Below are 26,054 nucleotides of genomic sequence, written 5' to 3'. Positions count from 1 at the left end.
GCCTCTCAACAGGCGATGCAAAGGCCGGCGCGAAGCCAGTTACTTCAATCGGAACAGCCGGCTCAGGCGATCCGGCGGCGATTCTTAATCAGGCTCAGCGCCAGCGGCACGAAGGCCACGACGAAAGCAACCAGCGACCAGGTGGGCAGTGACAGGCCCAGAATCGGCGGATAGGGCGTTTCGCAGAGCCCGGCGACCTTGAAGACGCCCGGCAGCCAGTGCGCGGGTGGCAAGCTGTCGACTACCGGCTGCAGCGCGTCGAAACCGCAGCTGAAGCCCGGATTCGCCTGAACATACACGTGCCGCGCGGCGGTCGCGATGCCGCCGAGGGCCGACAGGGCCGCCAGCACTTCCAGCAGCCGCACGCCGCGCCAACTGTTGAAGCGCGCGCCGAGGAACGCAAAAATCGCGATCAGCAGGAAGAAATAGCGCTGGATGATGCACAGCGGGCAGGGGTCTTCATGCAACCCGTATTGCAGATACAGCGCGCCGGCGACGAGGCCGACGCAGATCAGGCCAAGCAGAACCAGCAGGGAGCGCTCGCGGCGCAGCATTGCATTGTCGTTATTCATGGATCGTGTGGCTGTCTGGAAACGGAAAGGGCGGGTGCCCGCGATTCTAGCGCGAACCCCCGCCCTGGCGCTTATCGCGCTTTCAAGTCGCAATCCTGCTCGGTGTCCGCGCAGTGTCCGCTCGGGTTCCGATCAGCGAATTGGGTCGAGCACCCGTTCGGCGCCGCGGCCGATGGCCAGCAAGGCGTCGTCGGCGTGCGGCGCGCCTGCCAGCATCAGGCCGACTGGCGCGTCGCCACGCAGATGGCATGGGAGTGACAGCGCGCAGGCGTCGAGGAAGTTGAACGCGCTCGGATTGCGCAGGATCAGCGCGTTGGTGCGGCCAAAGGCGTCGTCGTCGTGGATCAGATCGGCCACGCGCGGCGGCACCACCGGCACGGTGGGCGCGACGACCGCGTCGAAACGCTGCCACAGCGTGCGCGCGGCTTCGTCGAGCATGGCCTGGCGTTCGGCGAGCAGGTCCAGATAGTCGACGGCGCTGGCCGGCTGGCCCTTCAGGATGCGCACGAGCACGCGCGGATCGTACTGCTCGCGGTGCTTCTCCAGCAGCGGACGGTGCCATGCATACGCTTCGATCGGCGAAAAACCGAAGCGGTTGATCTCGGGCAGCCGGTCGAGCGGCGCGAAACGCACTTCCGTGACGATCGCGCCGGCCGCTTCCAGATGCTTGAGCGCCGTGTCGATCGCGGCGGCGACCGCCGGTTCGACGCCGTCGGTCACGAAATTGGTCAATACGCCAAGACGCACCCCTTCTAGCGGCCGGGCCGCCGGGATGCGCGGCTCGAGCCCGGCCAGCATCCGGTCCACCAGCGCGCAGCACGCGACCGAGACGCCGATCGGCCCGAACGAGTCGAGCGTTGGAGAGAGCGGCACGCCCCCTTGTTTCGGGATGCGGTCGGCGGTTGGCTTGAAGCCCGTCAGGCCGCACAGCGCCGCCGGGATGCGGATCGAGCCACCGGTGTCGGTGCCGAGCGCGATGGCCGCCATGCCGTCCGCGACCGACGCCGCCGCACCCGACGACGAACCGCCCGAAATCCGCTCGTCGCCCTTCACGCCGCGCTGATACGGCGACAGCGGATGTCCGTAGTGCGGGTTCAAACCGAGTCCGGAAAACGCAAACTCGCTCATATTGGTGCGCCCGACGATCACCGCGCCCGCTCGCTTCAGGCGCGCGACGGCGACTGCGTCTGCCTTGGCGGCCGGCGCGTCGGCCAGCGCCACGGAACCGGCGCGAGTCGGCTGGCCTTCGATATCGAACAGGTCTTTGACCGACACCGGAATTCCGGCGAGCGGCGAGAGGACGGTGCCGGCGGCGCGCAGGCGGTCGTGCGCATCGGCGGCGGCGCGAGCGTTGTCGGCGTCGACGTGCATGAAGGCGACCGCGCCCTGGCCGGCCGGATCGGCGATCCGTTCGAGAGCGGTTTCAACGAGCGCGCGGCTGGTGGTGCGGCCGGCGGCGAGGTCGGCGGCAAGCTGGGCTAGCGGCGGGAAGGGCGTGAATTCAGTGGCCATGGTGTCGGGAGAATCCGGTTAGATGCGCGGTTAGCTTGAGATCGCTTTGTGGCGGGTCCCCACTGACTTCGCAGTCGGGTCCGCGATCGGGGTCAGTCAAATCCGGTTGAATAAGGTCGCGCGGAACGCTTCGATATGCTTTTGCACCGATTGCCGGGCGCCTTCGGCATCGCGTTCGCGCAGCAGGCGAAACAGTTCCAGATGTTCTTCGTGGACGTCTTCGAGATGATGCGGCTCGGACAGCGAAATGAACCAGAAACGCAGCGAGCGTTCATGCAGCCCACGCAGGATGTCGGCCAACACAGGGTTGCGCGACGCCGCAGAGATCGCCAGATGGAACTCGCGGTCGATATCCATCATGCCTTCAATATCGTGCGCGGCGACGCAAATCTTCGAGCGGTCGAGCAAGGCCTGCATTGCATCGAAATCGTGTTGCTGCGCGTGGCGCGCGGCCAGTTCGACGCAATAGCTTTCGTTGACGAGCCGCACGTCGATGATCGCTAGCACGTCGTCGAGCGAAACCGGGCGGACCATGATGCCCTTTCTCGGCATGATGGTGAGCATGCCTTCATGCACCAGCCGGTGTAGCGCCTGATGAACCGGCGTTCGGCCGATGCCGGTCAGCGCCATCAATTCCGCTTCGTTGAGCACCTCGCTTGGCCGCAGGCGCATCGTGATGATTTCGCGCTTGACGAAGGCATAGGCCTGTTCGGCGAGACTCGCCGTGGCGGTCTCGCGGGGGGCACTGGAACGGCGGGCAGTCTGCAAAAGCGTCATGTAAAGAGGGAGCGGGCGGTGTCGCCCGCATTGTAGAGCAAGGTTTTGCGCGGACGGCGCCAGGCGGGAGCTTACTCGCCGGTGCTGTCAGAGCGTGTCGTCGCGGTCCTCACGTCAAAAATCACGGCAATCACGGCAATCACGGCAATCACGGCAATCACAGCAATCACAGCAATCACAGCAATCACAGCAATCACAGCAATCACAGCAATCACAGCAATCACAGCAATCACAGCAATCACAGCAATACCGTGCGTCAGGCGCTCCTCGGCGTGACCGCCGCGGCGTGCTGGACCTTGACGCGCGGCATCATCAACGTGACCAACCCGCCGACGATCAGCGCCCCCGCGATCAGCACCAGCCCGAAGGTCACGCTATGCGTCGCGTCCTTGACGATGCCGAGCACATAGGGGCTTACGTAGCCGGCCAGATTCGCAATCGAGTTGATCACGGCGATGCCTGCAACGGCCGCGGTGCCTTGCAGGAACGTGGTGGACATCGACCAGAAAATGCCGAAGCCCGCCAGAATGCCGATATACGCGATCGACAAACCGGTGACGGCGAGGGGAATCGAATTGGTCACCGAGGCGCTGCCGAGCAGCCCCGCCGCGCCGATGAAGCAGCACACGGCGTAGTGCCAGCGCCTCTCGCCCGTGATATCCGACGAGCGGCCGATCAGAATCATGCCGATGCCCGCCGCAAGGTAGGGAATCGCGGTGACGAAGCCGTTCGTGACGAGGTTGGTGACGCCGAGATCCTTGACGATCTGCGGCAGCCAGAACGAAAAGCCCGCATTGCCGGTGACGAGGCAAAAGTAGATCAGCGTCAGCAGCCAGAAGCGGCCCGAGCGCAATGCAACCGCCAAACTCTGCTCCGCGCCGGCCGCGGCAGCCGCCGTGTTTTCGCGCGAGAGGCGGCTGAGAATCACGCGCTTTTCGTCGTCGGTGAGCCACGCGGCTTCGGCGGGCGTGTTGCGCAATACGGCGAGCGCCCAGAAGCCGGCGAGGATCGACGGAATGCCTTCGATCAGGAACATCCATTGCCAGCCGCGCAAGCCGTGCGCTTCATGCAGCGCCGACATCAGAAAGCCCGACAAGGGCGCGCCGATAATGCCCGCGACCGGAATCGCCGCCATGAACACGGCGACCATCCGCGCGCGCCGGTCGGACGGAAACCAGAAAGTCAGATACAGCACCACGCCCGGCACCAGACCGGCCTCGGCGACGCCGAGGAAAAAGCGCAGCACGTAGAACATCGTTTCCGAGCGCACGAACATCATCAGACACGACAGCAGGCCCCACAGCATTGTGATGCGGGCGATGGTCGCGCGGGCGCCGAACTTCTTCAGCAGCAGATTGCTCGGCACTTCGAACACAAAATAGCCGAAGAAAAAGATCCCCGCGCCGAGTCCGTACGCCGCGTTCGAAAGGCCGAGGTCGCCGGTGAACTGCAGCTTCGCGTAACCGATGTTGACGCGGTCCAGATACGACAACACGTAGACGAGAAACAGGAACGGCATGATGCGCCAGGTGATCTTGCGCAGGGCGGCGGCCTCGAGCCACGCGTCGGAAGACGCGTCGGTGCTGGCGGATAGCGAAGGGGAACTCATGAATGCCTCATTCAACGATAGGTAGCGCGTGCACGCGGTAGGCGTGGCGCAGCGTGCGGTTCAGGATGGGGTCGTGCAGTTCGAGTTCGAGTGCCTCGCCGTCGGCCATGCCGACGATGCCGCCTTGTACGGCCAGCGTGCCGCAGAACATTGCGGCACCCTCTGCGACGGGCGCGCGTTCCAGCAGATCGGCGGCCGGCAGCAGCGACGCGACGCTGCCTTGCTGATAGACGCGCCGCTCGCCAGCGTTTGTCACAGCGAAAGCGCGCAGTTCAAGCTGGTCCCAGTGGCCGGCCACATCGTCGAAACGCCAGGCGTCGCGTGCGACCGGTTTCGGGCAGACCTGTTTGGAGACGGTGACGCCGTAGGCCTCGACTTCGCGGTCGGTATGGTCGGAGCCGACGGTGACGAGCAGTCCTGTCTTCGAGCGGACCAGCACGCACTCCGCTTCGCCGCTGGACTTCACGCCGACCACGTCGATCTGCCCGGCCTGCGTCAGCAACTCTGCGCCGAGGCGGTAGAAGCAGGGCGTGGTTGACGGCCGCTTCACGCCGAGCTCGGCCAGTTCGGCGATGTGATGCTCGATCGCCGCCTGATCGCGCCCGGCCCAGCCGGCGATCGTCAGACGATTCACTTCGACGATATCGGCGCGACTGCCGCCTGAACGATCTACGACGTTGAAGGACACCTGCTGCATCACTCGACTCCCAAGAAGATATGCGGCAAATATTATTGTGATATTTCACAGATGTCCACCGTGTCAAAAAAGTTTCGGGCCGGCGGTCCCGTCGAGCGCTTCGTGCTCCAGCCAATCCCATGTCCTTTCGGCGTTTGCACGATTCGGCGCGCCGCATGGGTGCGTTACACTGCGTTTTTGAGACATTACTTTTTGTAAGGAATGCATTCATGCATCATGGCATCGGCTTTATTCAGGATCTGGCGGTCGTGATGGCGCTCGCCGGCGTCGTCACCGTGCTGTTCCATCGCCTGAAACAGCCGGTGGTGCTGGGCTATATCGCCGCGGGCGTGATCATCGGGCCGTACACGCCGCCGTTCCAGCTGATACACGACGAGCAGACCATCCAGACGCTCGGCGAACTCGGCGTGGTGTTCCTGATGTTTTCGCTCGGGCTCGAATTCAGCCTGCGCAAGCTGTTCAAGGTCGGCGCGACGGCGATCGTCGCGGCGCTTTCAGAAATCGTGCTGATGCTGTGGATCGGCTACGAGATCGGCAGCGCGTTTGGCTGGAGTTCGATGGACTCGCTGTTTCTCGGCGCGATTCTGGCGATCTCGTCGACGACCATCATCGTCAAGGCGCTCTCCGAGTTGGGTCTCAAGCGCGAGAGCTTTGCGCAACTGGTGTTCGGGATTCTGATCGTCGAGGACATTCTCGCCATCGCGATGCTGGTGCTGCTCTCCGGCATTGCGCAGACAGGGCAGTTGAGCGCGGGTGTCGCCGTGGTGACGCTTGGCAAGCTGCTGCTCTTCATGACGGTATCGTTAGTGGTGGGCATTCTGGTCGTGCCGCGCGCGTTGAACTACGTCGCACGCGCCAAAAGCGACGAAATGCTGCTGGTGTCAGTGCTCGGGTTTTGTTTCGGCTTCTGTCTGCTGGTGGTGAAGCTCAATTACAGCATTGCGCTTGGCGCGTTCCTGATCGGCGCGATCATGGCCGAGTCGCGCCATCTGCATCGGATCGAGCATCTGATCGCGCCGCTGCGCGACGCCTTCTCCGCGATCTTCTTCGTGACGATCGGCTTGATGCTGAACCCGGCCGTGCTGGTCGACTACGCATGGCCGATTGCGGTGATTACGGTGGCGGTGATCGTCGGCAAGATCGTTTCGTGCGGACTCGGCACTTTTCTCGCCGGCAAGGACGGGCGCACGGCGATGCGGGTCGGTATGACCGTCTCCCAGATCGGCGAGTTTTCATTCATCATCGCGTCGCTCGGCTTGACCTTGAAGGTGACGAGTGCGTTTCTGTATCCGATCGCGGTGGCTGTCTCCGCCCTGACCACGCTTTTCACGCCGTACCTGATTCGCGCCGCCGATCCATTGACGCAACGCCTCGGGCAGGCGATGCCGCGCACGTTCGCCAACGTGTTCGGCATGTACGGTCAGTGGCTGCGCAGTTTGAGCACCGGAACCGGCGAGCCGACGCTGTTCGGCATGACGCGGCGGATCATTTTGCAGGTTGCCGTCAATCTCGCGCTGGTCGCGGCGATCTTCCTGGTCGTGTCGTATAGCGCGCCTTACACCAGTACCTTGCTCGCGCACTGGCTGGCTTCGGAGCCGATGCAGCGTGTGGTGCTGTGGAGCATCGCGCTGGTGCTGTCGATGCCGTTCCTCGTGGCGGTCTATCGCAAGACCAAGTCGCTCGCGCTGTTGCTCGCCGAGGTGAGCGTGCAGCCAGCGACAGCGGGGCGCTTCACCAGTGCGATTCGTTACGCGATCTCCGACCTGGTGCCGGTGGTCTCGATGGTCGGCGTGTTTTTGCTGGTTGCGGCGCTCTCCAGCAGCATTTTGCCGCCGACGGGCCTCCTGATCGCGGTACTGGTTTGCGCCGCGCTGTTGCTGGGGCTGGTCTGGCGCTGGTGTGTGAAAATCCACGCGGCGATGCAGATCGCCCTGCGCGAAACGTTCGAAGAACAGCCGGATCCCTAAGTTAGGCATCCCTGCGGCTTGATCCGCAACAATGTGAGTAATTGTGTGCGCGTTTGCCGGGCTTGCCGCGCTAGCGGATAATCAGGGCATATTCATTCGTTCGCGTGGAAGGCGCCTGTCTGACTGTCATGAGCGAAAACAAACCTGAAAACGCCGGCGAGCCCGGCAGCCAATCGTCGCCTTCGGGCACGCCATCGCACTCAACGCCGCCAACGCCGCCAACGCCGCCAACGCCGCCAACGCCGCCAACGCCGCCAACGCCGTCCGGCGCAACGTCTGGCGCAACGTCTGGCGTGTCGAAACCGGCTATCTTGCCGCCTGAGCCGGCGGCCTCGCTGCCGCTCTCCCATGAAGATTCCATCCAGTCTCCGATCAAGGACGTGGTGACGCCGGCCGCCGAGGAGGCCGCGGTGAGGTCGTCGACCGACGACCCCGACAGCGCCTCCACTGTCACCCCCGCCGTTCCGCAAACGGCGCAGCAACGCGACGCGGCCGAAGCGCGCAGTTCGGCGGCTGCGTCGACCGCACGGCAGGAAGCCGCGGTTCATGAGCGCGAGGCAGCCAGGGCCGGATATGCCGCCAAAGTTCAAGCCTCGCGTCCGACTACGCCTGAAGGCCGCGAGCCGCTCGCCGGCGGATTGAGCGTGCCGGCTGACGAGGCTGCGCTCACCGAAAAGGCGGAAAAAGCGGATCAAGCAGCCGCTGCGGCTCGCCCCCCCGGCTCGCCGCCGCCAGGTTTCGGCGCCGCGCCAGACTTCACTGCGACAAACCCACCACCGCCGAACGCGTTGCCGCCGTCGCCGCCGCGCTATCTGAAGCAAAGCGATTCGGCGTGGACCGTGTTCGGCCGCATCATCGCCGCGCGCGCGCGTCAGCTGTTCGATCGCGCCGGCCAACGGATCACGCAGCGCACGCTGCGCATCGGCGTGTCGGCACGCATCTTCCACCCGGAGCCGGGCGCGAAGGGGCTGCGGGGCAAGACGCTGCAATACCTCGAGGAATCGATTGCGCACTGGGTGATGTCGCGCGACGTGCTGGTGTTCATGATTCCGACAGTCGGTCATCAGGGCATGCTGCACCCGAGCAATATCCGTTTGCGCGACTACGCGAAGCATCTCGACGGTCTGCTGCTGCAAGGCGGCGCGGACGTCTCGCCGCAGTCATACGCGGAACAGGCGACCAGCCACGAGTGGCCGGGTGACCGCGTACGCGACATGTACGAGCTTGAACTGCTGCATGAGTTCGTCGAGTCGGGCAAGCCGGTGCTCGGCGTCTGCCGCGGTTGCCAACTGATCAACGTGGCGTTCGGCGGCACCCTGTACCAGGACATCGCCACCGACGTGCCGACCGCCGGCGCGCACGTCAACGAGAACTACGATCAGCATCGGCACGGCATTCATTTTCCGGACGGCTCGACGCTGGCCAATATGTTTCCGGGCCGGCGTGATGCGATCGTCAACTCGATTCACCATCAGGCGGTCAAGACGCTCGGCCGCGATCTGAATATCGAGGCGGTGTCGGCGTCGGACGGCATCATCGAGGCGGTGCGCTATCGGCGTGCGCCGTTCGTGATGGGCGTGCAGTGGCATCCGGAGTTTCATCGCGCGGGCGGCCCGGAGCTGCTCGATTGCACGCCGTTGCTCGATACCTTCCTGCGGGTGGCGCGCGAAACGCGGTTTTAAGGACGCGTGTCTAGAAACGTGGTATCGGAGACGTGGTCTTGAGGCCACGTCTTTGAGCCGCAACTTCAAGTCCGGTCTGTCAAGACCGATTCTTGCGGGACGCAGCCGCCGTGCTTGGGCGGCAAGCGATCTAGCTATCTAGCTATCTAGCTATCTAGCTATCTAGCTGCTTATCTCCATATTGTCGCTCTGCTTGATGTTGGATTCGCGCGAACGTCATGCAGATTGGGAAATGTCCGCATGAGTCAGATTGTTGCGTTTTTGTCTTATCTGAAATCTTTTATTTCGCGACTGGTGTGTCCATCCGGCCGAATCATTCGTTACCGATTTATCTCGATTTAAAGTCGGTCAGTGCGACACCTGAATGCTTCGCTTAACGGCTAATCCGCGCGATAATCCAAGGCTGTTTTGGATTTGCATGGAGCATGCACGTATGAAGTACCCCTTAATTGTACGGCGCGCCATGCTGCTCGCGACCTCGTGTGCGCTGTTGCAGCAGGGTGGTTTCGTGCTGGCCGCGCAAACCGACGAGGCCGCGCCTCTGGTCGGCACACGGCCGGCCATGAACACGCTAACGCCGCAACCGGTCGCCGCTGCGCTGCGCAGCGCGGCATCAAGCGCGCCGGCTACCGCCAGCGATGCGCAAGGCAATGTTGCCGAACTGATGCAGATGATTCACGACGCGAAGCTGAGCGAATTGCGCACCACGTATAACGGCAGTTACGGCGCGAGTCTGTTTTTCTATCCGCAGGAAATGACGTATTACGTCGCGCTCTTTCAGGACAAGCATTTCTGGCGCGTGATCAAGTCGGAAGACGTAGGCCGTGCTGAAGCGGTCTACGCCGGTTTCGTCCAGCAGACGGTGCAACTCGCTGACGTCGAGATTCGCCGCACGCAGTTGCAGGCGCAGAAGGCGTATATCGAAGACATCATCGCGTTGTCGGAAGATCGCGCCAAGCGGTTGCAGGCCGATCTTGACGTCGCGCGCACGCAGCAGGCCAAGGTCAACGACTATCAACGGCAAACGCAAGGCGAGGCGGCTGCGCTGCGCGCGGCAAAGGAAAAGGCGCAGGCGCAGTTGCGTCAGGTGCAGGGCGAAGTGATGCAGTTGCAGCGGCAGGCTGAGTTCGGATTGCCAACACAGAAGTAAGCGCGTGAGCGCAAAAAAGGCCCGGCAAAATGAACTGCACCCCAAAGGTTGGATCGGTGTCCAACTTTGCGGGGTCAGTTCAAAAAGCCGGGCTTTTTTTGTGCCGCGATTTTGCAATAACGGCACGCTTACTTTGCGAACTGATCGGGAACCTCGGTCACGCGACGTTGCGACATATGATTGATCCATTCCGTCCCACCGGTTTCAGACGGATTGATCGACGAAGCGGGGCGCGATGCCGGCGCGATACTGCGCAGGTGTGTGCCGGCTGACAGGGTCGTCGACGCGTATTCGTCGGTGCCGAGTTGCGATGGCGCGAGTGGCGAGTAAGGACCCGCCGACGAGGGTTTCGGTGACGTTCGTTGTGCATTTGCCGACACCGCAATCTGTGGCACTTCGGAGTCCATCGGCGAGATGAGTGGCAACTGCGGTGGCAACTGCGGTGGTAACCGCGATGACAAACGCGATGACAACTGTGTCGCGATGGTGGCCTGCGAACCGCGGCCGCTTCTTTCGTGCTGGTTCGCGGCGCCTTTGCGTTGCTTCTCCTGGCGGCGCGATACGTTTTTGCCGGCTATCGCGCGCGCCGCCGTCGCCGTGACTGGCGCGGTGATTTCCGTTGTGGCGCTTGCGGTGAAATCGCGTAACGGAGCCGCGGTAAATGCGGTCTGCAAGTTTTCAGGCGATGCGGGTACAGATCCCGATGCGTCCGGCACGTGCAGCGGCGACGACGCGGTGCTCGGCGCATGTGCCGCTGGACGACTATTAGCCGCTGAGTAGGGCGTGACGGCGGCATCAGGCGAGTGACGATTCGCCGGGCGACGATTCGCGGGGCGACGATTCGCCGACTGGGCTTCCTCGCGGACTGGGACCTTTACCGCTGGTTTGACGTCGCCAATCGTGTGACGCTGCGCCAGATGACCGAACGCAATCCAGGCAAGCATCGCGGCGCCGCCGAGTGCACAGGCGCCGCCCGCCAGCGCACCCCAATGCATCGACCCGCCGCGCGGCGAGACCGGAACCGCCGGAGCGCTAACCGGCGAGACAGGTGTGGCTTCGGCGGACGTTAGCAATGATTCGGCGACCGGTGCATCGAACACGGTTGTCGAGGCAGCAGGCGAGGTCAAACTCGAGGATGCAACTGGCGGCAAGCGCCGCGATTCCCACTGGCAGAGCGCGCGGATGGCTTCCGCATTCAGACAAAAGGTACGTAACACGGCCGCATAGAGCGCCTTGAGTTCCGCGCGCAAACTGTGCGCTGGCGGCAGCAGCGCCCAATCGCGGCCGAATGGCGGGGGCAGCACGCGGCACAGCGGAGACAGGCTCGGCAGCGCCATGGAGCCTTCGATCAGGGTGAGGGGGATTGTGGTCGACATCGGTTTCTTCGCAGCGCCTCGTAAAAGGTCCGCGGGCAGGCGGCTCAGGGGGCTTTGGCTTCGGAGCGATGCGTATGAAAACGCTGTACACAACGCCATATGGAAACGCCGTACTCAGGTCGAGTACGCCGCCGCACGAGCGGTCACAGTGAAGCCATCGGGGTGTGGAAGATGATGCCTGGAAGTGGCTGAACTAACGATCGGATTGTTCCGAAAAAAATGCGCCGGTTCGTCCCGAGTCGGACCGGTTTTGGGAGACGATCAAGCGAGGCGCGCCTGTTTCATCGATCGAGCCAGTACACATAGCGCAATGCAGTAATATCCACGCCGCCCATATGATCCGGTTCGGCGCCGGCGAACTGCCAGCCTTGTCGCTCATAAAAGCCGATCGCCGCTGTGTTGCCTTCGAGCACGTACAGGTACAGCTGCGTCTCGCCTTGCGCGCGAGCCCAGTCTTCGGCTGCACGCATCAACAGCTTGCCTGCGCCGATGCCCTGGTGCCCTGGCAGCGCATGCAGGTTGTCGAGCAGGACACCCCACGCGGACTCCGGTTGCCGTTCGACGCAGACGAAACCGATCGGCTCGCCCGCGAGTTCGGCGATCAGGACGATACGGCGCTCGCCGCCCGGTGCGCGCAGGCGCGCTTCCCAATAGGCGGCGCGTTCCGGCGTCACTTCGCCGTCGAGGAATGCGTCCGGCAGGAGGCCGCGATAGGTAGCCTGCCAGCTGGCGCTATGAATCGAGGCGATCAGCGCTGCATCCGCGAGAGTCGCAGGGCGCAGCGAAAGTACGCTGGAGGTTTGCATCGGGATGGTGGTCAACGGGAATGGCCTGTCTGCAAAAAGTTTAGCGCAAGGGCGAGCCGGCGTTGTCCGTAATGAAACCGTATGAAATGCACGACATTGCCATGAACGGTAACATTACGTGTTGCGGGCTCCGGGTATTTCACAACGTTTACCCTGATACCGCGCGAAAGTATTCGGCATGAGAATGCAGCGCCCCCGGCGCGTTCTAATAAGTTGCCCGTGGCATCCGCTTGCCAAACGCAGTGGATCGTTTCAACTGCCCGAGCGCCGCCAGTCTGTGTGGCGACGGGCTAATCAGAGAATGTCATGTCTACTGCGTCACACGCCGCTTCCTCATCCAAAGAATCCAAGGTCAAGACAGTTTTCCGCGTGGTCAGCGGCAACTTTCTTGAGATGTACGACTTTATGGTCTACGGCTACTACGCTTCCGCGATTGCCAAGACCTATTTCCCCAGCGGCAACGAATTCGCCTCGCTGATGCTGTCGCTGTCGGTGTTCGGCGCGGGCTTCCTGATGCGCCCGCTTGGCGCAATCGTGCTGGGCGCCTACATCGACCATCACGGCCGTCGCAAAGGCCTGATCCTCACCCTCGGCCTGATGGCGCTCGGCACCCTGACGGTCGCCGCGATTCCAGGTTATGCGACCATCGGCGTGCTTGCCCCGGTGCTCGTGCTGCTCGGCCGGTTGCTGCAGGGGTTCTCCGCCGGGGTCGAACTGGGTGGTGTGTCGGTCTATCTGTCCGAGATCGCCACCAAGGGCAACAAGGGCTTCTATTGCGCATGGCAGTCGGGCAGCCAGCAGGTCGCCGTGGTGTTCGCCGCGCTGATTGGCGTGTTCCTGAACAAGTGGTTGCCGGCTGACCAGATGACGGCCTGGGGCTGGCGCGTGCCGTTCCTGATCGGCTGCCTGATCGTGCCGTTCCTGTTCCTGATCCGCCGTTCGTTGCAGGAAACCGAGGAATTCAAGGCGCGCAAACATCATCCGAGCATGGGCGAGATCATGAAGACGATGGCCGCGAACTGGGGCATCGTGCTGGGCGGTATGGGCATGGTCATCATGACCACCGTGTCGTTCTACATGATCACGGCCTACACGCCGACTTTCGGTAAAGAAGTGCTGAAGCTGTCGTCGATCGATACGCTCGTCGTTACCGTCTGTATCGGTTTGTCGAACCTGGTCTGGCTGCCGCTCGCGGGCGCGTTGTCGGACCGTATCGGCCGCCGGCCGGTGCTGCTGGCCTTCACGATCCTGACGATCGTCACCGCGTACCCGGCGCTGCAATGGCTGGTTGCCGAGCCGTCGTTCGCTCGCCTTCTGGCGGTCGAGCTGTGGTTGTCGTTCCTGTACGGCAGCTACAACGGAGCAATGGTGGTGGCGCTGACCGAAGTGATGCCGGTCGAAGTGCGGACCGCCGGTTTTTCGCTGGCCTACAGCCTTGCTACGACGATCGGCGGCTTTACCCCGGCCATCTCCACTTTGCTGATTCACACCACGGGCAACAAGGCAGCGCCGGGCCTGTTCCTGGGCGTGGCGGCGATCTGCGGACTGATCGCGACGCTGGCGCTGTATCGCACGCCGGAGTCGCGCGATCAGTATCGGACGGCTTAACGGTAAGCTCAAGGCTCACCTCCGTTCACCGTTTATCGTTCATCCGGACAAACAAAAACCCCGCGTTCTCACGAGCATGAGCGCGGGGTTTTTTCTTGAGCGTCGCATCCGCAACGGGTTGCGATGAGCCCGGGTGTCGCTAACCGCGGCGCAATTCTTCTGCCACCGCCTTGACCACCTCGCCCCACGCGCCGGGTTGCGGTTGGCGCAGCAGCGTTGCACCCGGATACCACGGACTGCGCGTCTCGCCGACGAACCAGCGCCAATCCGCGGCAAACGGCAGCATCAGCCACAGCGGTTTTTTCAGCGCGCCGGCGAGGTGAGCAATCGACGTATCGATCGACACGACCGCGTCGAGCCGTTCGATGATCGCCGCCGTATCCGCAAAATCGCCGATCCGTTTGTCCAGGCGATGAATCGACGCCGCGCGCGGATGCGTGTCGAGCGCCGCGCGTTCTTCGGCGCTCAGGCCAGGTTGCAGCACGATCCAGTCGATCCCTTCGAGCGCGAACAGCGGCGCGAGCGCGGCGAGCGGCATCGAACGGGTTTCGTTCTGCTGGATGCGTCCTGACCACGCAATGCCGATCTTGCGCTTCGCGTGACCACCGAGCGAACCGCGCCATTTGCGGGCATAAGCCGGCGGTGCGCTGAGATAGGGCGTGCGGGCGGGAATCGTGTCGCAGGTTGTGCCGAGCGCGAGCGGCAGGCTCAGCAGGGGACAGTGCAGATCCGCCGCGGGACGCGGTGTGCCCTGGGCGATCAGCGTGACGCGCCAGGCTTGCGCGGCCGGTGCAAGCAGCGACAGCAGCTGGGGCTGTACTTCGAGTACAACGCGCGCAGCACGCTGCGCGGCCAGCGGCACGAAGCGGACGAATTGCAACGTATCGCCGAAACCCTGCTCGGCATGGACGAGGAGCGTGCGTTGTTCGATCGGCTCGCCGTGCCAGCGCGGCAAGGTCTGGATGACCGGCTGCGCGGTGGTTTGCAGCCGCCATTCGTATTCCGGCAGCCCGCGCGCGAAGTCGCGCAACGCGAGCCAGGCAAGCGCGCGGTTCATATGCGCGGACGCGAGATCGGGGCGCAAGCGCAGCGTCTGATCGAAGGCGCGCACTGCTGCGGCGTGCGCGCCGAGCGCTTGATGCGCGGTGCCAAGACTCAGCCATGCGAGCGCGAATTGCGGATCGAGACCGACTGCGCGCTCGAGATACGGCAGCGCCTGCGCAGGGCGTCCCAGCGCCGCGAGCGCGTTGCCGAGCCCGAAGATGGTGGGCGGCAGGTTCGGCTGCAAGGCGAGCGCCGCCTGGAAAGAGGCGACCGCTTCTTCGTGGCGGCCGGTGGCGTCGAGCGTATTGGCGAGATTGAAGTGCGCCGCGACGAAACGCGGTTCGGCTGCCAGCGCCGCCTGAAAGCACGGGATCGCTTCGTCAGCGCGGTCGAGCGCGTTCAGCGACATGCCCTTATTGTTGAGCGCGCCGGCATGCCCCGGGCGCAGTTCGAGCGCGCGCTGGAACGATGCGATTGCTTCCGTATGCCGGCCGAGCGCATGCAATGCGTTGCCGAGATTGTTATGCGACGAGGCGTCGTTCGGTTGCAGGCGCAGCGACTTCTCGAAGGCGTCGGCGGCGTCTTCGTGGCGGCCCACCGACGCGTACGCATTGCCCAGGTTGTAGTGCGCCATCGGGAAAGACGGCGCCAGCGTGAGCGCATTGCGGAACTGTTCGATGGCGTCCTCGATCTGGCCCAGTGCCTTCAGCGCGTTGCCGAGATTTAGTTGCAGCGCGGCGTCTTCCGGACGCAGGTTCACCGCGCGCCGCACGAGCTCGGCGGCTTCGGCGTGCTGGCCCTGCTGATGGCGCAGGACGCCCAGCAGGTGCAACGCATCGACGTGCACCGGGTTGCTGTCGAGCGTCGCGCGGTAGCCGCGTTCGGCGTCGTCGAGACGGCCGTCACGATGCGCCGCGAAAGCGCGGTCAAATACTTGTTGCATGACGGAGGGATGACACTCGGGTGAGGCAGAGGCCGCATTTTCCCACACTCGCCGGACCGCCCTCCAATTTGACCTGTTGTCTTGATATCTATAACATATGAATACATGTTCATATGTGTGTCGATGATGACGCTTGCCATGGCTTCCGCTATATCGCCTGTCAGTGTTGAAGACCGCCCGGTGGAGACGATCGTGCCGCTGGCCGACCTGTTTCGCCTGCTCGGCGACCCGACGCGCTTGCGCATCGTGCTCGCGTGCGTCGACGAGCGGCGCGCGGTCGGCGCGATTGCAGAGGGGTTGGGCTTGTCGCCGTCGCTGGTGAGCCACCATCTGCGGCTGTTGCGCGCGGCGCGGATCGTACGCGCTGAACGGCAGGGCAAGCAGGTGTTCTATCTTGCCGCCGACCGTCATATCAGCACGATGCTGGCCGGCATGCTCGAGCATGTGGCCGAGCCGGCCGGCGAATTTCCTCTGGACCCGTCATGAAGAAAACCACCACCCCGAAGCGGGCCGCCGAAGAACGCGAGGACGACCACGCGCCGGTGTGGTTCGATGGAGAATTCGACGGGGTCGACGGCGACGATGCGCAGGCCGAGGGAAAAGAGCACGGTGCTTACGATCACGCCGGCCACGCCCACAGCCACGCCGGCCATCACCACGTCCACGCACCTGTCGCCGGCCACGGCCGCGCCTTCGCACTGGCCGTCGCACTGAACGTAGCGATCGTGGTGATTCAAGCCGTCTACGGCGTGATCGCGCATTCCACCGCGCTGCTCGCCGATGCCGGCCACAATCTCTCCGACGTGCTCGGCCTGTTGCTCGCCTGGGGCGCAGCCTGGCTCGCCACGCGCCGTCCGTCGGCACGCTATACATTCGGCTACGGCAGTTCGTCGATCCTGGCGTCGCTTGCCAACGCGGGACTCTTGCTGTTCGCGTGCGGCGTGATCGTCGCCGAGGCGATCGGGCGCCTGATGAACCCCGCCCCGGTCGCAGGGCGGGTGGTCTTCGTCGTCGCGACGGTCGGCGTGATCGTGAACGGCTTCTCGGCGTGGCTCTTCATGCGCGGCCAGAAAAAAGACCTGAACATTCGCGGCGCTTTCCTGCATATGGCCGCGGATGCCGGCATCTCCGCCGCGGTCGCGATCAGCGGCCTTGTGATTCTCTATACCCGCTGGACGTGGCTCGACCCGGTGATGAGCCTGCTCGTGGTCGCGGTGGTGGTGGTTGGCACGTGGGGTCTGCTGCGCGATTCGGTGCGCATGGCGCTCGACGCCGTGCCCCCTGGCGTCGACCTGCAGCCGATCCGCGACTATCTCGCCGAGCAGCCTGGTGTCACCGACGTGCACGACCTGCACGTATGGGCGTTGTCGACCACCGGCAATGCGCTCAGCGCACATCTGGTGATGCCGGCAGGCCATCCCGGCGACGAGTCGCTCGACGGCATCGTCATCACACTGCGCGAACGTTTTTCGATGCAGCACGCCACGCTGCAAGTCGACCTCGGCACCACCGAACATCAATGCGCGATGGATCATCCCCGCGATTGATGCAGCGCACCGTTGAGCGGATTATCGGCGGCGTACACTAGAACGTCCTGTTGTCTCCGGAGTTCCGCATGGACGCTGCCGCACACGATGCGTCGCCGGTGTTGATCGTCGGGGCGGGTCCGACCGGGCTCGCCGCGGCGATGAGTCTGGCGCGTGCCCACATCCCCGTGCGTCTGGTCGACAAGGCGCTGCAACCGAACCCGTACTCGCGGGCCATCGGCATTCAGGCGCGCACACTCGAACTGTTTGAACAGCACCGGCTGATCGAGCCGTTTCTCGAACTCGGCCACCGTGCGCGGATCGCCAATCTTTTTTCCAATGGCATGCGTCTCGCGCGCCTCGATTTCGATCCGCTGCACACCCGCTATCCGTATCTGCTGTTTCTCGGCCAATCCGTGACCGAACGTTTGCTGACAGAGCATCTTGCGACGCTCGGCGTGACGGTCGAGCGCGGCGTCGAGCTGACGATGTTCTCGCAGGGTTCCGCCAGCATTCAGGCGACGCTGCGTCGCGCGGACGGTCATACGGAGACGATGCACCCGTCGTACATCATCGCCGCTGACGGTGCGCACAGCATGATCCGTCACCGGCTCGGGTTGAGCTTCGAGGGTAATACCTTCGAGCAGACGTTCCTGCTTGCCGATGTGCATGCCGAAACCGATTGGCCCGAGGACGAATTCCATATCTTTGCTTCAGGCGAGGGTCTCGTCGCGCTGTTTCCGATGGGCCATGGCCGCCATCGTCTGATTGCGGATCATCCGGTCGCACCGGCCACGGTCCCGGCGTCGGCGACGCCCGCTGTGCTCGGCGAGCCGCCGCTCAACCAGGTTTTGCCGCCGTCGCTGGCCGAATGCAAGGCGCTGATTGCCCGGCGCGTGCGGGAACGCGTCGACGTGTCGGAGCTGGCATGGTCGTCGCATTTTCATCTGAACAGCAGGATGGTGGAGAGGCTGCGCGTCGGGCGCATTTTCCTCGCGGGGGATGCGGCTCACGTACACAGCCCGGCCGGCGCGCAAGGGATGAACACGGGTATTCAGGAAGCGTTCAATCTCGGCTGGAAGCTCGCGCGCGTTTTGAAAGGCGCGGCGTCCGACCGCCTGCTCGATACGTACCACCGCGAACGGCATCCGATCGAGCGCGACGTGCTGCGGCAAACCGGTTTCATCACGCATATGGCCGAGGCCGATCACGGACCGCTCAAACTGCTGCGCGAACGCGTGATGCCGGTGCTGGCCGCGCTCGGTCCGCTGCGCGATGCGGCGCGGATGACCATCAGCGAGTTGTCGATCCAGTATCGGCGCAGTCCGCTGACGCTCGAGCGCGTGCTCGACGGCGGTCCGCGTGCCGGCGAGCGTGCGCCGGATGCGCTGGTGCATGTGGTGGATGGGCCGCTTGGCCGCGCGCCGGGTGTCGGTTGCATTTTCGATCTGCACGATCCGGCGTTCTTCTCGTTGTTCCTGCTGGTCCCGCCGTTGCCCGTCGACGGCACGCCGCTCGATCCCGCGGCGAAGCACGCGCCAACGCCGGATGCGGAACTCGAACGGCTGGCTGCCGAAATCGAAAAATTATTGCCGGGCGCAGTACGCATCTGGCGCGTGACCGATACGAGCGGCGAGGGCGCCCCGGCGCTCTCCGAATCGTATGGACGCACGCGGCCGTCGTTCTATCTGGTGCGGCCGGACGGCTACATCAGCGCGCGCGGGCGCACGGGCTCCGATCTGCACGGCTTGCTGCGGCACTGTGAAGCGTGGTTCGCAGTGGGTGGGGTGATACCGGAGCAGGCGGCGTCAGCCCGTCGCGATGCTTGACGAGCGCTTCCCTGACGATGCCCGACATCTCGATGCCGCTCGGATCCGGCTCATCGAGCGCCGCCAGCAAAGCGCGCCGCATGCGCGGCTCCCAGAAGCGGCGGATGTGATCGGCGATGCCGGCGAGCGCTTCTTCGCGATCCGGCATCGAATCGAAAAAATCGCCGATCCGGTTCGCCATGTCGGTCAGATTATGATTGTCCATGGCTTGCCTCACTTACCCGACGTTGCGTTGGCCAGCTCGCGCTGCTTCAGCAGATCGAGCTGCTCTGTGTTGAAGCGCGAATAGTCCTGCTGCCATTGCGACGGCTGTTCGACCGGCATTACCTGCACCGCGGTCACCTTGTACTCGGGACAGTTGGTGGCCCAGTCCGAGCTATCGGTGGTGATCACGTTCGCGCCCGATTCGGGGAAATGGAACGTCGTGTAGACGACGCCCGGCTGCATCCGCTCGGTCACTTTCGCGCGCAACACGGTTTGACCCGCGCGCGATTCGATACCAACCCAATCGTCGGTCTTGATGCCGCGTTCTTCCGCATCGTGCGGATGCAACTCCAGCCGGTCTTCATCATGCCAGCGCGAATTCTCTGTGCGGCGCGTTTGCGCGCCGACGTTGTACTGCGACAGGATGCGGCCGGTAGTGAGCAGCAGCGGGAACTTGCGCGTGACCTTTTCCGGCGTTGCGATGAACTTCGTAATCACGAACTTGCCTTTGCCGCGCACGAAGGTGTCGATGTGCATGGTCGGCGTACCGTCGGGCGCGTTCTCGTTGCATGGCCACTGGATACTGCCGAGCTCGTCGAGTTTCCTGTACGACACGCCGTGGAAAGTCGGCGTGAGACGCGCGATCTCGTCCATGATCTGAGACGGGTGCAAGTAGTCCATTTCATATCCGAGCGCGCGAGAGAGCATCACCGTGACTTCCCAGTCGGCGTAACCCGGCACTGGCGGCATCACCTTGCGTACGCGCGAGATGCGGCGCTCCGCGTTGGTGAAGGTGCCGTCCTTTTCGAGGAACGACGAACCGGGCAGCAGCACGTGTGCGTACTTCGCGGTCTCATTGAGAAAAATGTCCTGCACGACGATGCATTCCATCGACGACAGTGCCGCCGACACGTGATGCGTGTTCGGATCGGACTGCACGATATCTTCGCCCTGGCAATACAGCCCCTTGAAGGTGCCATGCACGGCGGCGTCGAACATGTTCGGAATGCGCAGGCCCGGTTCCGGCTGCAGCGTGACGTTCCATGCTTCTTCGAACAGCGCGCGCGTGATCGAATCGCCGATATGACGATAGCCCGGCAGCTCGTGCGGGAACGAACCCATGTCGCACGAACCCTGCACGTTGTTCTGACCGCGCAACGGGTTCACGCCGACCCCTTCGCGGCCGATGTTGCCGGTCGCCATCGCCAGATTCGCGATGCCCATCACCATTGTCGAGCCTTGCGCGTGTTCGGTGACGCCGAGGCCGTAATAGATCGCGGCGTTGCCGCCGGTGGCATAAATACGGGCGGCTTCGCGGATGGATGCGGCGGGCACGCCGGTGAGTTCCTCGGTCGCTTCGGGCGCGTTCTCGGGCAGGGCGACGAACGCACGCCATTGCTCGAACGCGCGCGTTTCGCAGCGCTCGGCGATGAACGCTTCGTTCAGCAGCCCTTCGGTCACGATCACATGCGCGAGGGCATTGACCACCGCGACGTTGGTGCCCGGACGCAATTGCAAATGATGCAACGCCTTCACGTGCGGCGTATCGACGATATCGATGCGGCGCGGATCGACGACGATCAGCTTCGCGCCCTCGCGGATGCGGCGCTTCATCCGCGAGCCGAACACCGGGTGGCCGTCGGTCGGATTCGCGCCGATCACCATGATGACGTCGGCCTTGTCGACCGAGGCGAACGTCTGCGTGCCGGCGGATTCGCCGAGCGTGGCCTTCAGGCCGTAGCCGGTCGGCGAGTGGCACACGCGCGCGCAGGTGTCGACGTTATTGTTGCCGAACGCGGCGCGTACGAGCTTCTGCACCAGATACGTTTCTTCGTTCGTGCAACGCGACGACGTAATGCCGCCGATCGAATCGCGGCCGTGCTTCTCCTGAATACGGCGGAATTCCGACGCCGCGTAACCGAGCGCTTCTTCCCAGCTGACTTCGCGCCACGGATCGGTGATCTTCGCGCGGATCATCGGCTTGGTGATGCGGTCCTTGTGCGTCGCATAGCCCCATGCGAAGCGGCCCTTTACGCACGCGTGGCCTTCGTTGGCGTGGCCGTTCTTGTGCGGCACCATCCGCACGACCTCGTTGCCCTTCATCTCGGCCTTGAACGAGCAGCCCACGCCGCAGTACGCGCATGTGGTGACGACCGAATGCCCGGCCTGGCCGAGCATGATGACGGTCTTTTCCTGCAAGGTCGCGGTCGGGCACGCGGCGACGCACGCGCCGCACGACACGCATTCCGATTCCATGAACGGCTGGTCTTCACTCGCCGCCACGCGCGATTCGAAACCGCGTCCGGCGATGGTCAGCGCAAACGTGCCTTGCGTTTCTTCGCACGCGCGCACGCAGCGATTGCAGACGATGCACTTCGACGGGTCATACGTGAAGTACGGATTCGATTCGTCTTTCTTATCCTTCAGGTGGTTTGCACCGTCGAATCCGTAGCGCACTTCGCGCAAGCCGGTGACGCCTGCCATGTCCTGCAATTCGCAGTCGCCGTTGGCGGGGCAGGTCAGGCAGTCGAGCGGGTGATCGGAAATGTACAGCTCCATCACGTTACGGCGCAGCGACTGCAGACGATCGGTTTGCGTGCGGACCTTCATGCCGGCTTCGACGGGCGTCGTGCAGGAAGCGGGATAGCCGCGCTTGCCTTCGATCTCGACCAGACACAAACGGCATGAGCCGAACGGTTCGAGCGAATCGGTCGCGCAGAGCTTCGGCACATTGACGCCGGCTTCGACGGCGGCGCGCATCACTGACGTGCCGGCCGGAACCGTCACCGCCTGGCCGTCGATTTCCAGCGTGACGTCGACGTCGGCATGGCGTAGCGGCGTGCCGTAGTCGGTGTCGTCAAAGGGTGAGCGCGTGGCGCGTTGTTGCGCTTGCGATTTGCACGCGCAGCTACCGGAGCCGCAGCCGCCCCCCAATCCCCCAAGGGGACTTCCTTCAGGGCGGGGGACTTCCCGCGGGGCGCCGGCAGGGGAGTTGAGCACGTCGGACATGTGAGGCTCCTGAATCAGGCCGCAGCCGCTTTGGGCGCGTGGTCGTGCACGTTGTCGAGACCGAAGTCTTCGGGGAAATGGTCGAGCGCGGACAACACCGGGAACGGTGTCATGCCGCCCATCGCGCAGAGCGAACCGGACACCATCGTGTCGCACAGATCGCGCAACAACTGCACTTGCCGCGTGGACGTATCGCCGTTGCGGATCCGTCCGATCACTTCGACGCCGCGCGTCGAGCCGATCCGGCACGGCGTGCATTTGCCGCACGATTCGAGCGCGCAGAAGTGCATCGCGTACTGCGCGAGTTCGGCGAGATTCGACGTGTCGTCGTGTACGACGATGCCGCCGTGGCCGACGACCGCGCCGACTGCCGCGTACGTTTCGTAGTCGATGGGGAAGTCCCACTGGCTTTCCGGCAGATACGTGCCGAGCGGGCCGCCGACCTGCACTGCGCGCGCCGGGCGCCCGCTTGCGGTGCCGCCGCCGTAGTCGTACAGCAGTTCACGCAGCGTGATGCCGAACGCCAGCTCGACCAAACCGCCTTGCTTCACATTGCCGGCAAGCTGGAACGGCAGCGTGCCGCGCGAGCGGCCCATGCCGAAGTCTTTATAGAACGCGGCACCGCGCGCGAAGATGATCGGCACCGTCGCGAGCGTGATGACGTTGTTGATCACGGTCGGCTGGCCGTAAAGGCCGACGAGCGCCGGCACGGGCGGCTTCGCGCGCACGATGCCGCGTTTGCCTTCGAGCGATTCGAGCAGCGCGGTTTCCTCGCCGCAGACATAAGCGCCCGCGCCTTTCGCCACGAAAAGTTCGAAGCGATGCGCCGCCGAGCCGAGCACGCTGTCGCCGAGCCAGCCGGCGGCGCGCGCTTTGGCGAGCGCGGTTTCGAGCATCGCGATCGAGTGCGGATATTCGCTGCGCACGTAGATATAGCCGACCGTCGCGCCCGTCACGACGCCCGCGATGATCATCCCTTCGATCAGCATGTACGGGTCGCTCTCCATCACGAGGCGATCGGAGAAGGTGCCGGAGTCGCCTTCGTCCGCATTGCAGACGATGTATTTCTGCGCCGCTTTGGCGCCGCGCACCGTGCGCCATTTGATGCCGGCGGGGAAGGCTGCGCCGCCGCGGCCGCGCAGGCCGGATTCGATCAGCGCTTCACAGGCGGCGTCGCCGTCGGTTTTCAGGGCTTGCTTGAGACCCTCGAGGCCGCCGTGGGCAACGTAATCGTCGACGGAAAGCGGATCGGTAAGGCCGATCCGTGCAAAGGTCAGGCGCTGCTGCTTCTTCAGATACGGTATGTCATCGACCACACCGACACGGCGGGCGTGCTCGCCGCCTTCGATAAAGCCGGCGTCGAATAGCGCTGGAACGTCGCTCTCTTCGACGTTCGCATAGCCGACGCGGCCTTCAGCGGTCGCAACTTCTACGAGCGGTTCGAGCCACAGCAAACCGCGCGAACCGTTGCGAACCAGTTCGATTTCAACGCCGCGGCGTGCGGCTTCGGATTCGATCGCTTGCGCGAGAGCATCGGCGCCGAGCGCGAGCGCCGACGAATCGCAGGGAACGTAAATGCGCGTCATGCCGTTACCCCCACACATTTGTTGGCGGCGGCGAAGAGCGCATCGAACTTTTGCGGCGTGACTTTCGCGTGCAGCGTGCCGTTGAGCATTAGCGCCGGTGACAGCGCGCATTGGCCGAGGCAGTAGACCGATTCCAGTTCGACCGCCGCACCATGCCGATGCTCCGCATCAAAACGGCAGCCGGTGTGCGCCTCGATATGCTGCGCGAGCGCCTCGGTGCCCATGCTGCGGCACGCTTCGGCGCGGCACAGTTGCACCGTGACGGGCGCCGCGGGCTGCGTGCGGAAGTGGTGGTAGTAGGTGATGACACCGTGGACTTCCGCACGCGACAGGTTCATGGCGCGCGCGAGCGGCGCAACCGTGTCGGGCGGCACGTAGCCGAGTTCGTCCTGAATCGCGTGCAGTACCGCTAGCAGCGACATGCCCGGCTGCGCGTGACGCTGCACGAGATGCTCCGGCGCGATGGCGATGGAATCGTCCAAGTGGGGGCTCCTCCAAAGTCATATATGCATTTGTCATTCATAATGCGTGCACCTATGCTTCGTATATTCGATATGGGATAGCGGAACAATAGGCGGCTGATACGCGTCGTGCAATAGGAAATAGTCGAGCATATATGATCAGGATCGAGTGCCAGGCGCAACTGGTTGTGAAGGGCCCGGATGGACGCGAGGCAAGCCTGTCGGATGTGGTGCCGCTGCTCGCGCTGGTGGACGAATCCGGCAGCATCGCGCAGGCAGCGACGCTTAAGGGTTTGTCCTACCGTCACGCGTGGGGGGTGTTGCGCAGCATTGAGGAGCGCTTGGGTGGTCCGCTGATCGCGAAGGAGCGTGGGCGCGGATCAGTGCTGTCCGAGCTCGGGCAGGCCGTGTTGCGCGCGCAGCGTCTATGCGGCGAGCGGCTCGATGGCAACATGCAGGCACTCGCGAGCGAAGTCGCCAGCGATCTGAACCGCTGGCTCGCGCCAGCCGCCGACGATGTGCGGATCTACGCGTCGCACGGTTATGCCGTCGCGGCGCTGGTGACAGCGCTGGTCGCGAATGATGTGCCGGTCGATATCAAATACCGCGACAGCGCGGACTCGGTTAGCGCGCTCGCCCGTGGCGAATGTGATCTGGCTGGGTTTCACTTGCCGCTAGGCGAATTTCGCGCGGCATGTGCCGATACCTATCGACGCTGGCTCGATCCGCAGCGTCACGTGCTCGTGCATCTGACCAGGCGCAAGCAGGGCCTCTTTCTCGGCAAGGGCAATCCAAAGGGAATCGGCGGCCTGAGCGACCTCGCGCGCGACGACATTCGCTTCGTCAATCGTCAGCCCGGTTCCGGCACACGCATGCTGCTCGACCTCGCGCTACGAAAAGTCGGGGTCGATCCGGACCGGGTCAACGGTTACGCGTCGGCAGAACTCTCGCATTCGGCGATTGCGGCATTCGTGGCAAGCGGCATGGCGGATGTGGGTTTTGGCGTCGAGCCGGCGGCGCATCACTTCGGGCTCGATTTCATTCCGATCGTCGACGAAGACTATTACTTCGCCTGCGATCGCGCCCGGCTGGAGCGCACGCCGCTTGCAACGGTGATCGGCTTGCTGCGCGGCGCCGCGTTTCGGCATAGCGTCGAACAGCTCGAAGGTTACGATCCGCACGACTGCGGCAACCTGCTCGATCTCGATGTTGGGCTTGGCCCAGCTGTGCTGTAAGCGACTGTAAACAAAATGGTGCTGGCGCCGCTGCGCGGGGCGTTTGTTTGGGATAATCTCTAACCTTCCGCTTACGCCTTAACCGCGCGCTATGCCGCGCTGAATCGATATGAAAGCTCTTCTTCACGCATGTGCTGCAGCAGCGACGGCCGGAGTGCTCCTCGCCTCCGTTTCGGTTGCCTTCGCACAGAATTCGCCGGGTGTGCCGGGCGGTATCCTGCAAGATCAGTTCCGTCTTGCCGAACATCCGCAGATGCCGTTTGCGGCGTCGGCGCCCTCGGACAAATACCAGTCCGGTAAAAAGTCAGCCATGCGCAAACGCGGCGACAACGGCGATCCGAACGGGTGTAATTTGCAGTGTCCTAAAGACGAATAAGCGAGCAAGTCAGCGCTTTCGAGTTCTGCTTTTGTGTTTCATCGAGACGCCGGCATGCTGCCGGCGTTGTCGTTTAAGGCGTTTT

The 26,054-nt window shown here is 63.8% G+C and carries 22 protein-coding genes and 1 pseudogene; 9 read left to right on the top strand and 14 right to left on the bottom strand.

Going from position 1 to position 26,054, the window contains the following annotated elements:
• Positions 1 to 62: 62 nt before the first annotated feature.
• From P3T22_RS09540 to P3T22_RS09515, 6 genes are all read right to left on the bottom strand, one after another.
• Positions 63 to 572 carry a disulfide bond formation protein B gene (locus tag P3T22_RS09540; RefSeq protein ID WP_429324829.1) on the bottom strand — a complete coding sequence of 170 codons (510 nt, stop codon included), beginning with the start codon at positions 570 to 572 and terminating at the stop codon, positions 63 to 65.
• A 132-nt stretch (positions 573 to 704) separates the two neighbouring features.
• Positions 705 to 2,084, bottom strand: a complete 1,380-nt coding sequence (locus P3T22_RS09535) for an amidase (RefSeq protein ID WP_429324828.1) — start codon at positions 2,082 to 2,084, stop codon at positions 705 to 707.
• 96 nt (positions 2,085 to 2,180) lie between these two features.
• Positions 2,181 to 2,861, bottom strand: coding sequence for a GntR family transcriptional regulator (locus P3T22_RS09530; RefSeq protein WP_063496944.1), 681 nt, complete (start codon positions 2,859 to 2,861; stop codon positions 2,181 to 2,183).
• A 71-nt stretch (positions 2,862 to 2,932) separates the two neighbouring features.
• Complete coding sequence (locus P3T22_RS09525) at positions 2,933 to 3,103, bottom strand: hypothetical protein (protein WP_429324827.1); 171 nt, start codon at positions 3,101 to 3,103, stop codon at positions 2,933 to 2,935.
• 14 nt (positions 3,104 to 3,117) lie between these two features.
• The gene (locus P3T22_RS09520; protein ID WP_063496943.1) at positions 3,118 to 4,470 is read right to left on the bottom strand and encodes an MFS transporter; all 1,353 of its coding nucleotides are present in this window, start codon (positions 4,468 to 4,470) and stop codon (positions 3,118 to 3,120) included.
• 7 nt (positions 4,471 to 4,477) lie between these two features.
• Positions 4,478 to 5,167, bottom strand: a complete 690-nt coding sequence (locus P3T22_RS09515; protein ID WP_063496942.1) for a DUF2848 domain-containing protein — start codon at positions 5,165 to 5,167, stop codon at positions 4,478 to 4,480.
• A 209-nt stretch (positions 5,168 to 5,376) separates the two neighbouring features.
• Here P3T22_RS09515 and P3T22_RS09510 point away from each other — a divergent pair, with 209 nt between their 5' ends.
• A complete protein-coding gene (locus tag P3T22_RS09510; RefSeq protein ID WP_429324826.1) occupies positions 5,377 to 7,134 on the top strand; it encodes a cation:proton antiporter in 1,758 nt (585 codons plus the stop codon).
• Positions 7,135 to 7,204: 70 nt separating this feature from the next.
• On the opposite strand, the gene P3T22_RS09505 is transcribed toward P3T22_RS09510, so the two are convergent.
• Positions 7,205 to 7,495 (bottom strand): hypothetical protein, encoded by a 291-nt coding sequence (locus tag P3T22_RS09505; protein WP_429324825.1) that lies wholly within the window; start codon positions 7,493 to 7,495, stop codon positions 7,205 to 7,207.
• A 49-nt stretch (positions 7,496 to 7,544) separates the two neighbouring features.
• On the opposite strand from P3T22_RS09505, the gene P3T22_RS09500 reads away from it, so the two are divergent.
• The gene (locus tag P3T22_RS09500) at positions 7,545 to 8,816 is read left to right on the top strand and encodes a gamma-glutamyl-gamma-aminobutyrate hydrolase family protein (protein ID WP_429324824.1); all 1,272 of its coding nucleotides are present in this window, start codon (positions 7,545 to 7,547) and stop codon (positions 8,814 to 8,816) included.
• Positions 8,817 to 9,249: 433 nt separating this feature from the next.
• Positions 9,250 to 9,966 carry a DUF2968 domain-containing protein gene (locus P3T22_RS09495; RefSeq protein WP_429324823.1) on the top strand — a complete coding sequence of 239 codons (717 nt, stop codon included), beginning with the start codon at positions 9,250 to 9,252 and terminating at the stop codon, positions 9,964 to 9,966.
• Between the two features lie 128 nt (positions 9,967 to 10,094).
• Here P3T22_RS09495 and P3T22_RS09490 read toward each other — a convergent pair whose 3' ends face one another.
• Together P3T22_RS09490 and P3T22_RS09485 are read right to left on the bottom strand one after the other, a co-directional pair.
• On the bottom strand, positions 10,095 to 11,342 hold the full coding sequence (locus P3T22_RS09490) for a hypothetical protein (protein WP_429324822.1): 1,248 nt from the start codon (positions 11,340 to 11,342) through the stop codon (positions 10,095 to 10,097).
• Positions 11,343 to 11,623: 281 nt separating this feature from the next.
• Positions 11,624 to 12,148: an N-acetyltransferase family protein gene (locus P3T22_RS09485; RefSeq protein WP_429324899.1), complete on the bottom strand. Its 525-nt coding sequence runs from the start codon at positions 12,146 to 12,148 to the stop codon at positions 11,624 to 11,626.
• A 306-nt stretch (positions 12,149 to 12,454) separates the two neighbouring features.
• Between P3T22_RS09485 and P3T22_RS09480 the strand changes: the two genes are divergently transcribed.
• The gene (locus P3T22_RS09480; RefSeq protein ID WP_429324821.1) at positions 12,455 to 13,756 is read left to right on the top strand and encodes an MFS transporter; all 1,302 of its coding nucleotides are present in this window, start codon (positions 12,455 to 12,457) and stop codon (positions 13,754 to 13,756) included.
• Positions 13,757 to 13,895: 139 nt separating this feature from the next.
• Here the strand turns inward: P3T22_RS09480 and P3T22_RS09475 are convergent, their stop codons facing one another.
• Positions 13,896 to 15,743 carry a tetratricopeptide repeat protein gene (locus tag P3T22_RS09475; RefSeq protein ID WP_429324820.1) on the bottom strand — a complete coding sequence of 616 codons (1,848 nt, stop codon included), beginning with the start codon at positions 15,741 to 15,743 and terminating at the stop codon, positions 13,896 to 13,898.
• Between the two features lie 138 nt (positions 15,744 to 15,881).
• Between P3T22_RS09475 and P3T22_RS09470 the strand changes: the two genes are divergently transcribed.
• From P3T22_RS09470 to P3T22_RS09460, 3 genes are all read left to right on the top strand, one after another.
• A complete protein-coding gene (locus tag P3T22_RS09470) occupies positions 15,882 to 16,229 on the top strand; it encodes an ArsR/SmtB family transcription factor (protein WP_148662173.1) in 348 nt (115 codons plus the stop codon).
• Positions 16,226 to 17,290 (top strand): cation diffusion facilitator family transporter, encoded by a 1,065-nt coding sequence (locus P3T22_RS09465; RefSeq protein ID WP_429324819.1) that lies wholly within the window; start codon positions 16,226 to 16,228, stop codon positions 17,288 to 17,290. Before P3T22_RS09470 ends, P3T22_RS09465 begins: the two co-directional genes overlap by 4 nt.
• 68 nt (positions 17,291 to 17,358) lie before the next feature.
• The gene (locus P3T22_RS09460) at positions 17,359 to 19,098 is read left to right on the top strand and encodes an FAD-dependent monooxygenase (protein ID WP_429324818.1); all 1,740 of its coding nucleotides are present in this window, start codon (positions 17,359 to 17,361) and stop codon (positions 19,096 to 19,098) included.
• Here the strand turns inward: P3T22_RS09460 and P3T22_RS09455 are convergent.
• From P3T22_RS09455 to P3T22_RS09440, 4 genes and pseudogenes are all read right to left on the bottom strand, one after another.
• Positions 19,064 to 19,303, bottom strand: a pseudogene (locus P3T22_RS09455) (formate dehydrogenase subunit delta); the annotation flags it as partial. The gene P3T22_RS09460 and the pseudogene P3T22_RS09455 overlap by 35 nt on opposite strands.
• Positions 19,304 to 19,311: 8 nt before the next feature.
• Positions 19,312 to 22,311, bottom strand: a complete 3,000-nt coding sequence (gene fdhF / locus P3T22_RS09450; RefSeq protein WP_429324817.1) for a formate dehydrogenase subunit alpha — start codon at positions 22,309 to 22,311, stop codon at positions 19,312 to 19,314.
• A 14-nt stretch (positions 22,312 to 22,325) separates the two neighbouring features.
• Positions 22,326 to 23,897, bottom strand: coding sequence for a formate dehydrogenase beta subunit (locus P3T22_RS09445; protein WP_429324816.1), 1,572 nt, complete (start codon positions 23,895 to 23,897; stop codon positions 22,326 to 22,328).
• Positions 23,894 to 24,379, bottom strand: coding sequence for an NAD(P)H-dependent oxidoreductase subunit E (locus P3T22_RS09440; protein WP_429324815.1), 486 nt, complete (start codon positions 24,377 to 24,379; stop codon positions 23,894 to 23,896). The genes P3T22_RS09445 and P3T22_RS09440 overlap by 4 nt, the downstream gene beginning before the upstream one ends.
• 134 nt (positions 24,380 to 24,513) lie before the next feature.
• Between P3T22_RS09440 and P3T22_RS09435 the strand changes: the two genes are divergently transcribed.
• Both P3T22_RS09435 and P3T22_RS09430 read left to right on the top strand, forming a co-directional pair.
• On the top strand, positions 24,514 to 25,593 hold the full coding sequence (locus tag P3T22_RS09435) for a substrate-binding domain-containing protein (RefSeq protein WP_429324814.1): 1,080 nt from the start codon (positions 24,514 to 24,516) through the stop codon (positions 25,591 to 25,593).
• Between the two features lie 109 nt (positions 25,594 to 25,702).
• Positions 25,703 to 25,969 carry a hypothetical protein gene (locus tag P3T22_RS09430; RefSeq protein WP_429324813.1) on the top strand — a complete coding sequence of 89 codons (267 nt, stop codon included), beginning with the start codon at positions 25,703 to 25,705 and terminating at the stop codon, positions 25,967 to 25,969.
• Positions 25,970 to 26,054: the final 85 nt, after the last annotated feature.

The sequence above is a fragment of the Paraburkholderia sp. GAS348 genome, assembly GCF_050434205.1.
GTDB lineage: Bacteria > Pseudomonadota > Gammaproteobacteria > Burkholderiales > Burkholderiaceae > Paraburkholderia.
Note: the sequence above shows the minus strand (reverse complement) of the source record. Positions and strands in the feature narration are given on the sequence as shown.

What these genes read in the sequence shown, in the direction of transcription:
- P3T22_RS09540 (WP_429324829.1), bottom strand. Translation starts at nt 572, where the DNA reads ATGAATAACGACAATGCAATGCTGCGCCGCGAGCGCTCCCTGCTGGTT.
- P3T22_RS09535 (WP_429324828.1), bottom strand. Translation starts at nt 2,084, where the DNA reads ATGGCCACTGAATTCACGCCCTTCCCGCCGCTAGCCCAGCTTGCCGCC.
- P3T22_RS09530 (WP_063496944.1), bottom strand. Translation starts at nt 2,861, where the DNA reads ATGACGCTTTTGCAGACTGCCCGCCGTTCCAGTGCCCCCCGCGAGACC.
- P3T22_RS09520 (WP_063496943.1), bottom strand. Translation starts at nt 4,470, where the DNA reads ATGAGTTCCCCTTCGCTATCCGCCAGCACCGACGCGTCTTCCGACGCG.
- P3T22_RS09515 (WP_063496942.1), bottom strand. Translation starts at nt 5,167, where the DNA reads ATGCAGCAGGTGTCCTTCAACGTCGTAGATCGTTCAGGCGGCAGTCGC.
- P3T22_RS09510 (WP_429324826.1), top strand. Translation starts at nt 5,377, where the DNA reads ATGCATCATGGCATCGGCTTTATTCAGGATCTGGCGGTCGTGATGGCG.
- P3T22_RS09505 (WP_429324825.1), bottom strand. Translation starts at nt 7,495, where the DNA reads ATGGAATCTTCATGGGAGAGCGGCAGCGAGGCCGCCGGCTCAGGCGGC.
- P3T22_RS09495 (WP_429324823.1), top strand. Translation starts at nt 9,250, where the DNA reads ATGAAGTACCCCTTAATTGTACGGCGCGCCATGCTGCTCGCGACCTCG.
- P3T22_RS09490 (WP_429324822.1), bottom strand. Translation starts at nt 11,342, where the DNA reads ATGTCGACCACAATCCCCCTCACCCTGATCGAAGGCTCCATGGCGCTG.
- P3T22_RS09485 (WP_429324899.1), bottom strand. Translation starts at nt 12,148, where the DNA reads ATGCAAACCTCCAGCGTACTTTCGCTGCGCCCTGCGACTCTCGCGGAT.
- P3T22_RS09480 (WP_429324821.1), top strand. Translation starts at nt 12,455, where the DNA reads ATGTCTACTGCGTCACACGCCGCTTCCTCATCCAAAGAATCCAAGGTC.
- P3T22_RS09475 (WP_429324820.1), bottom strand. Translation starts at nt 15,743, where the DNA reads ATGCAACAAGTATTTGACCGCGCTTTCGCGGCGCATCGTGACGGCCGT.
- P3T22_RS09470 (WP_148662173.1), top strand. Translation starts at nt 15,882, where the DNA reads ATGGCTTCCGCTATATCGCCTGTCAGTGTTGAAGACCGCCCGGTGGAG.
- P3T22_RS09465 (WP_429324819.1), top strand. Translation starts at nt 16,226, where the DNA reads ATGAAGAAAACCACCACCCCGAAGCGGGCCGCCGAAGAACGCGAGGAC.
- P3T22_RS09460 (WP_429324818.1), top strand. Translation starts at nt 17,359, where the DNA reads ATGGACGCTGCCGCACACGATGCGTCGCCGGTGTTGATCGTCGGGGCG.
- fdhF (WP_429324817.1), bottom strand. Translation starts at nt 22,311, where the DNA reads ATGTCCGACGTGCTCAACTCCCCTGCCGGCGCCCCGCGGGAAGTCCCC.
- P3T22_RS09445 (WP_429324816.1), bottom strand. Translation starts at nt 23,897, where the DNA reads ATGACGCGCATTTACGTTCCCTGCGATTCGTCGGCGCTCGCGCTCGGC.
- P3T22_RS09435 (WP_429324814.1), top strand. Translation starts at nt 24,514, where the DNA reads ATGATCAGGATCGAGTGCCAGGCGCAACTGGTTGTGAAGGGCCCGGAT.
- P3T22_RS09430 (WP_429324813.1), top strand. Translation starts at nt 25,703, where the DNA reads ATGAAAGCTCTTCTTCACGCATGTGCTGCAGCAGCGACGGCCGGAGTG.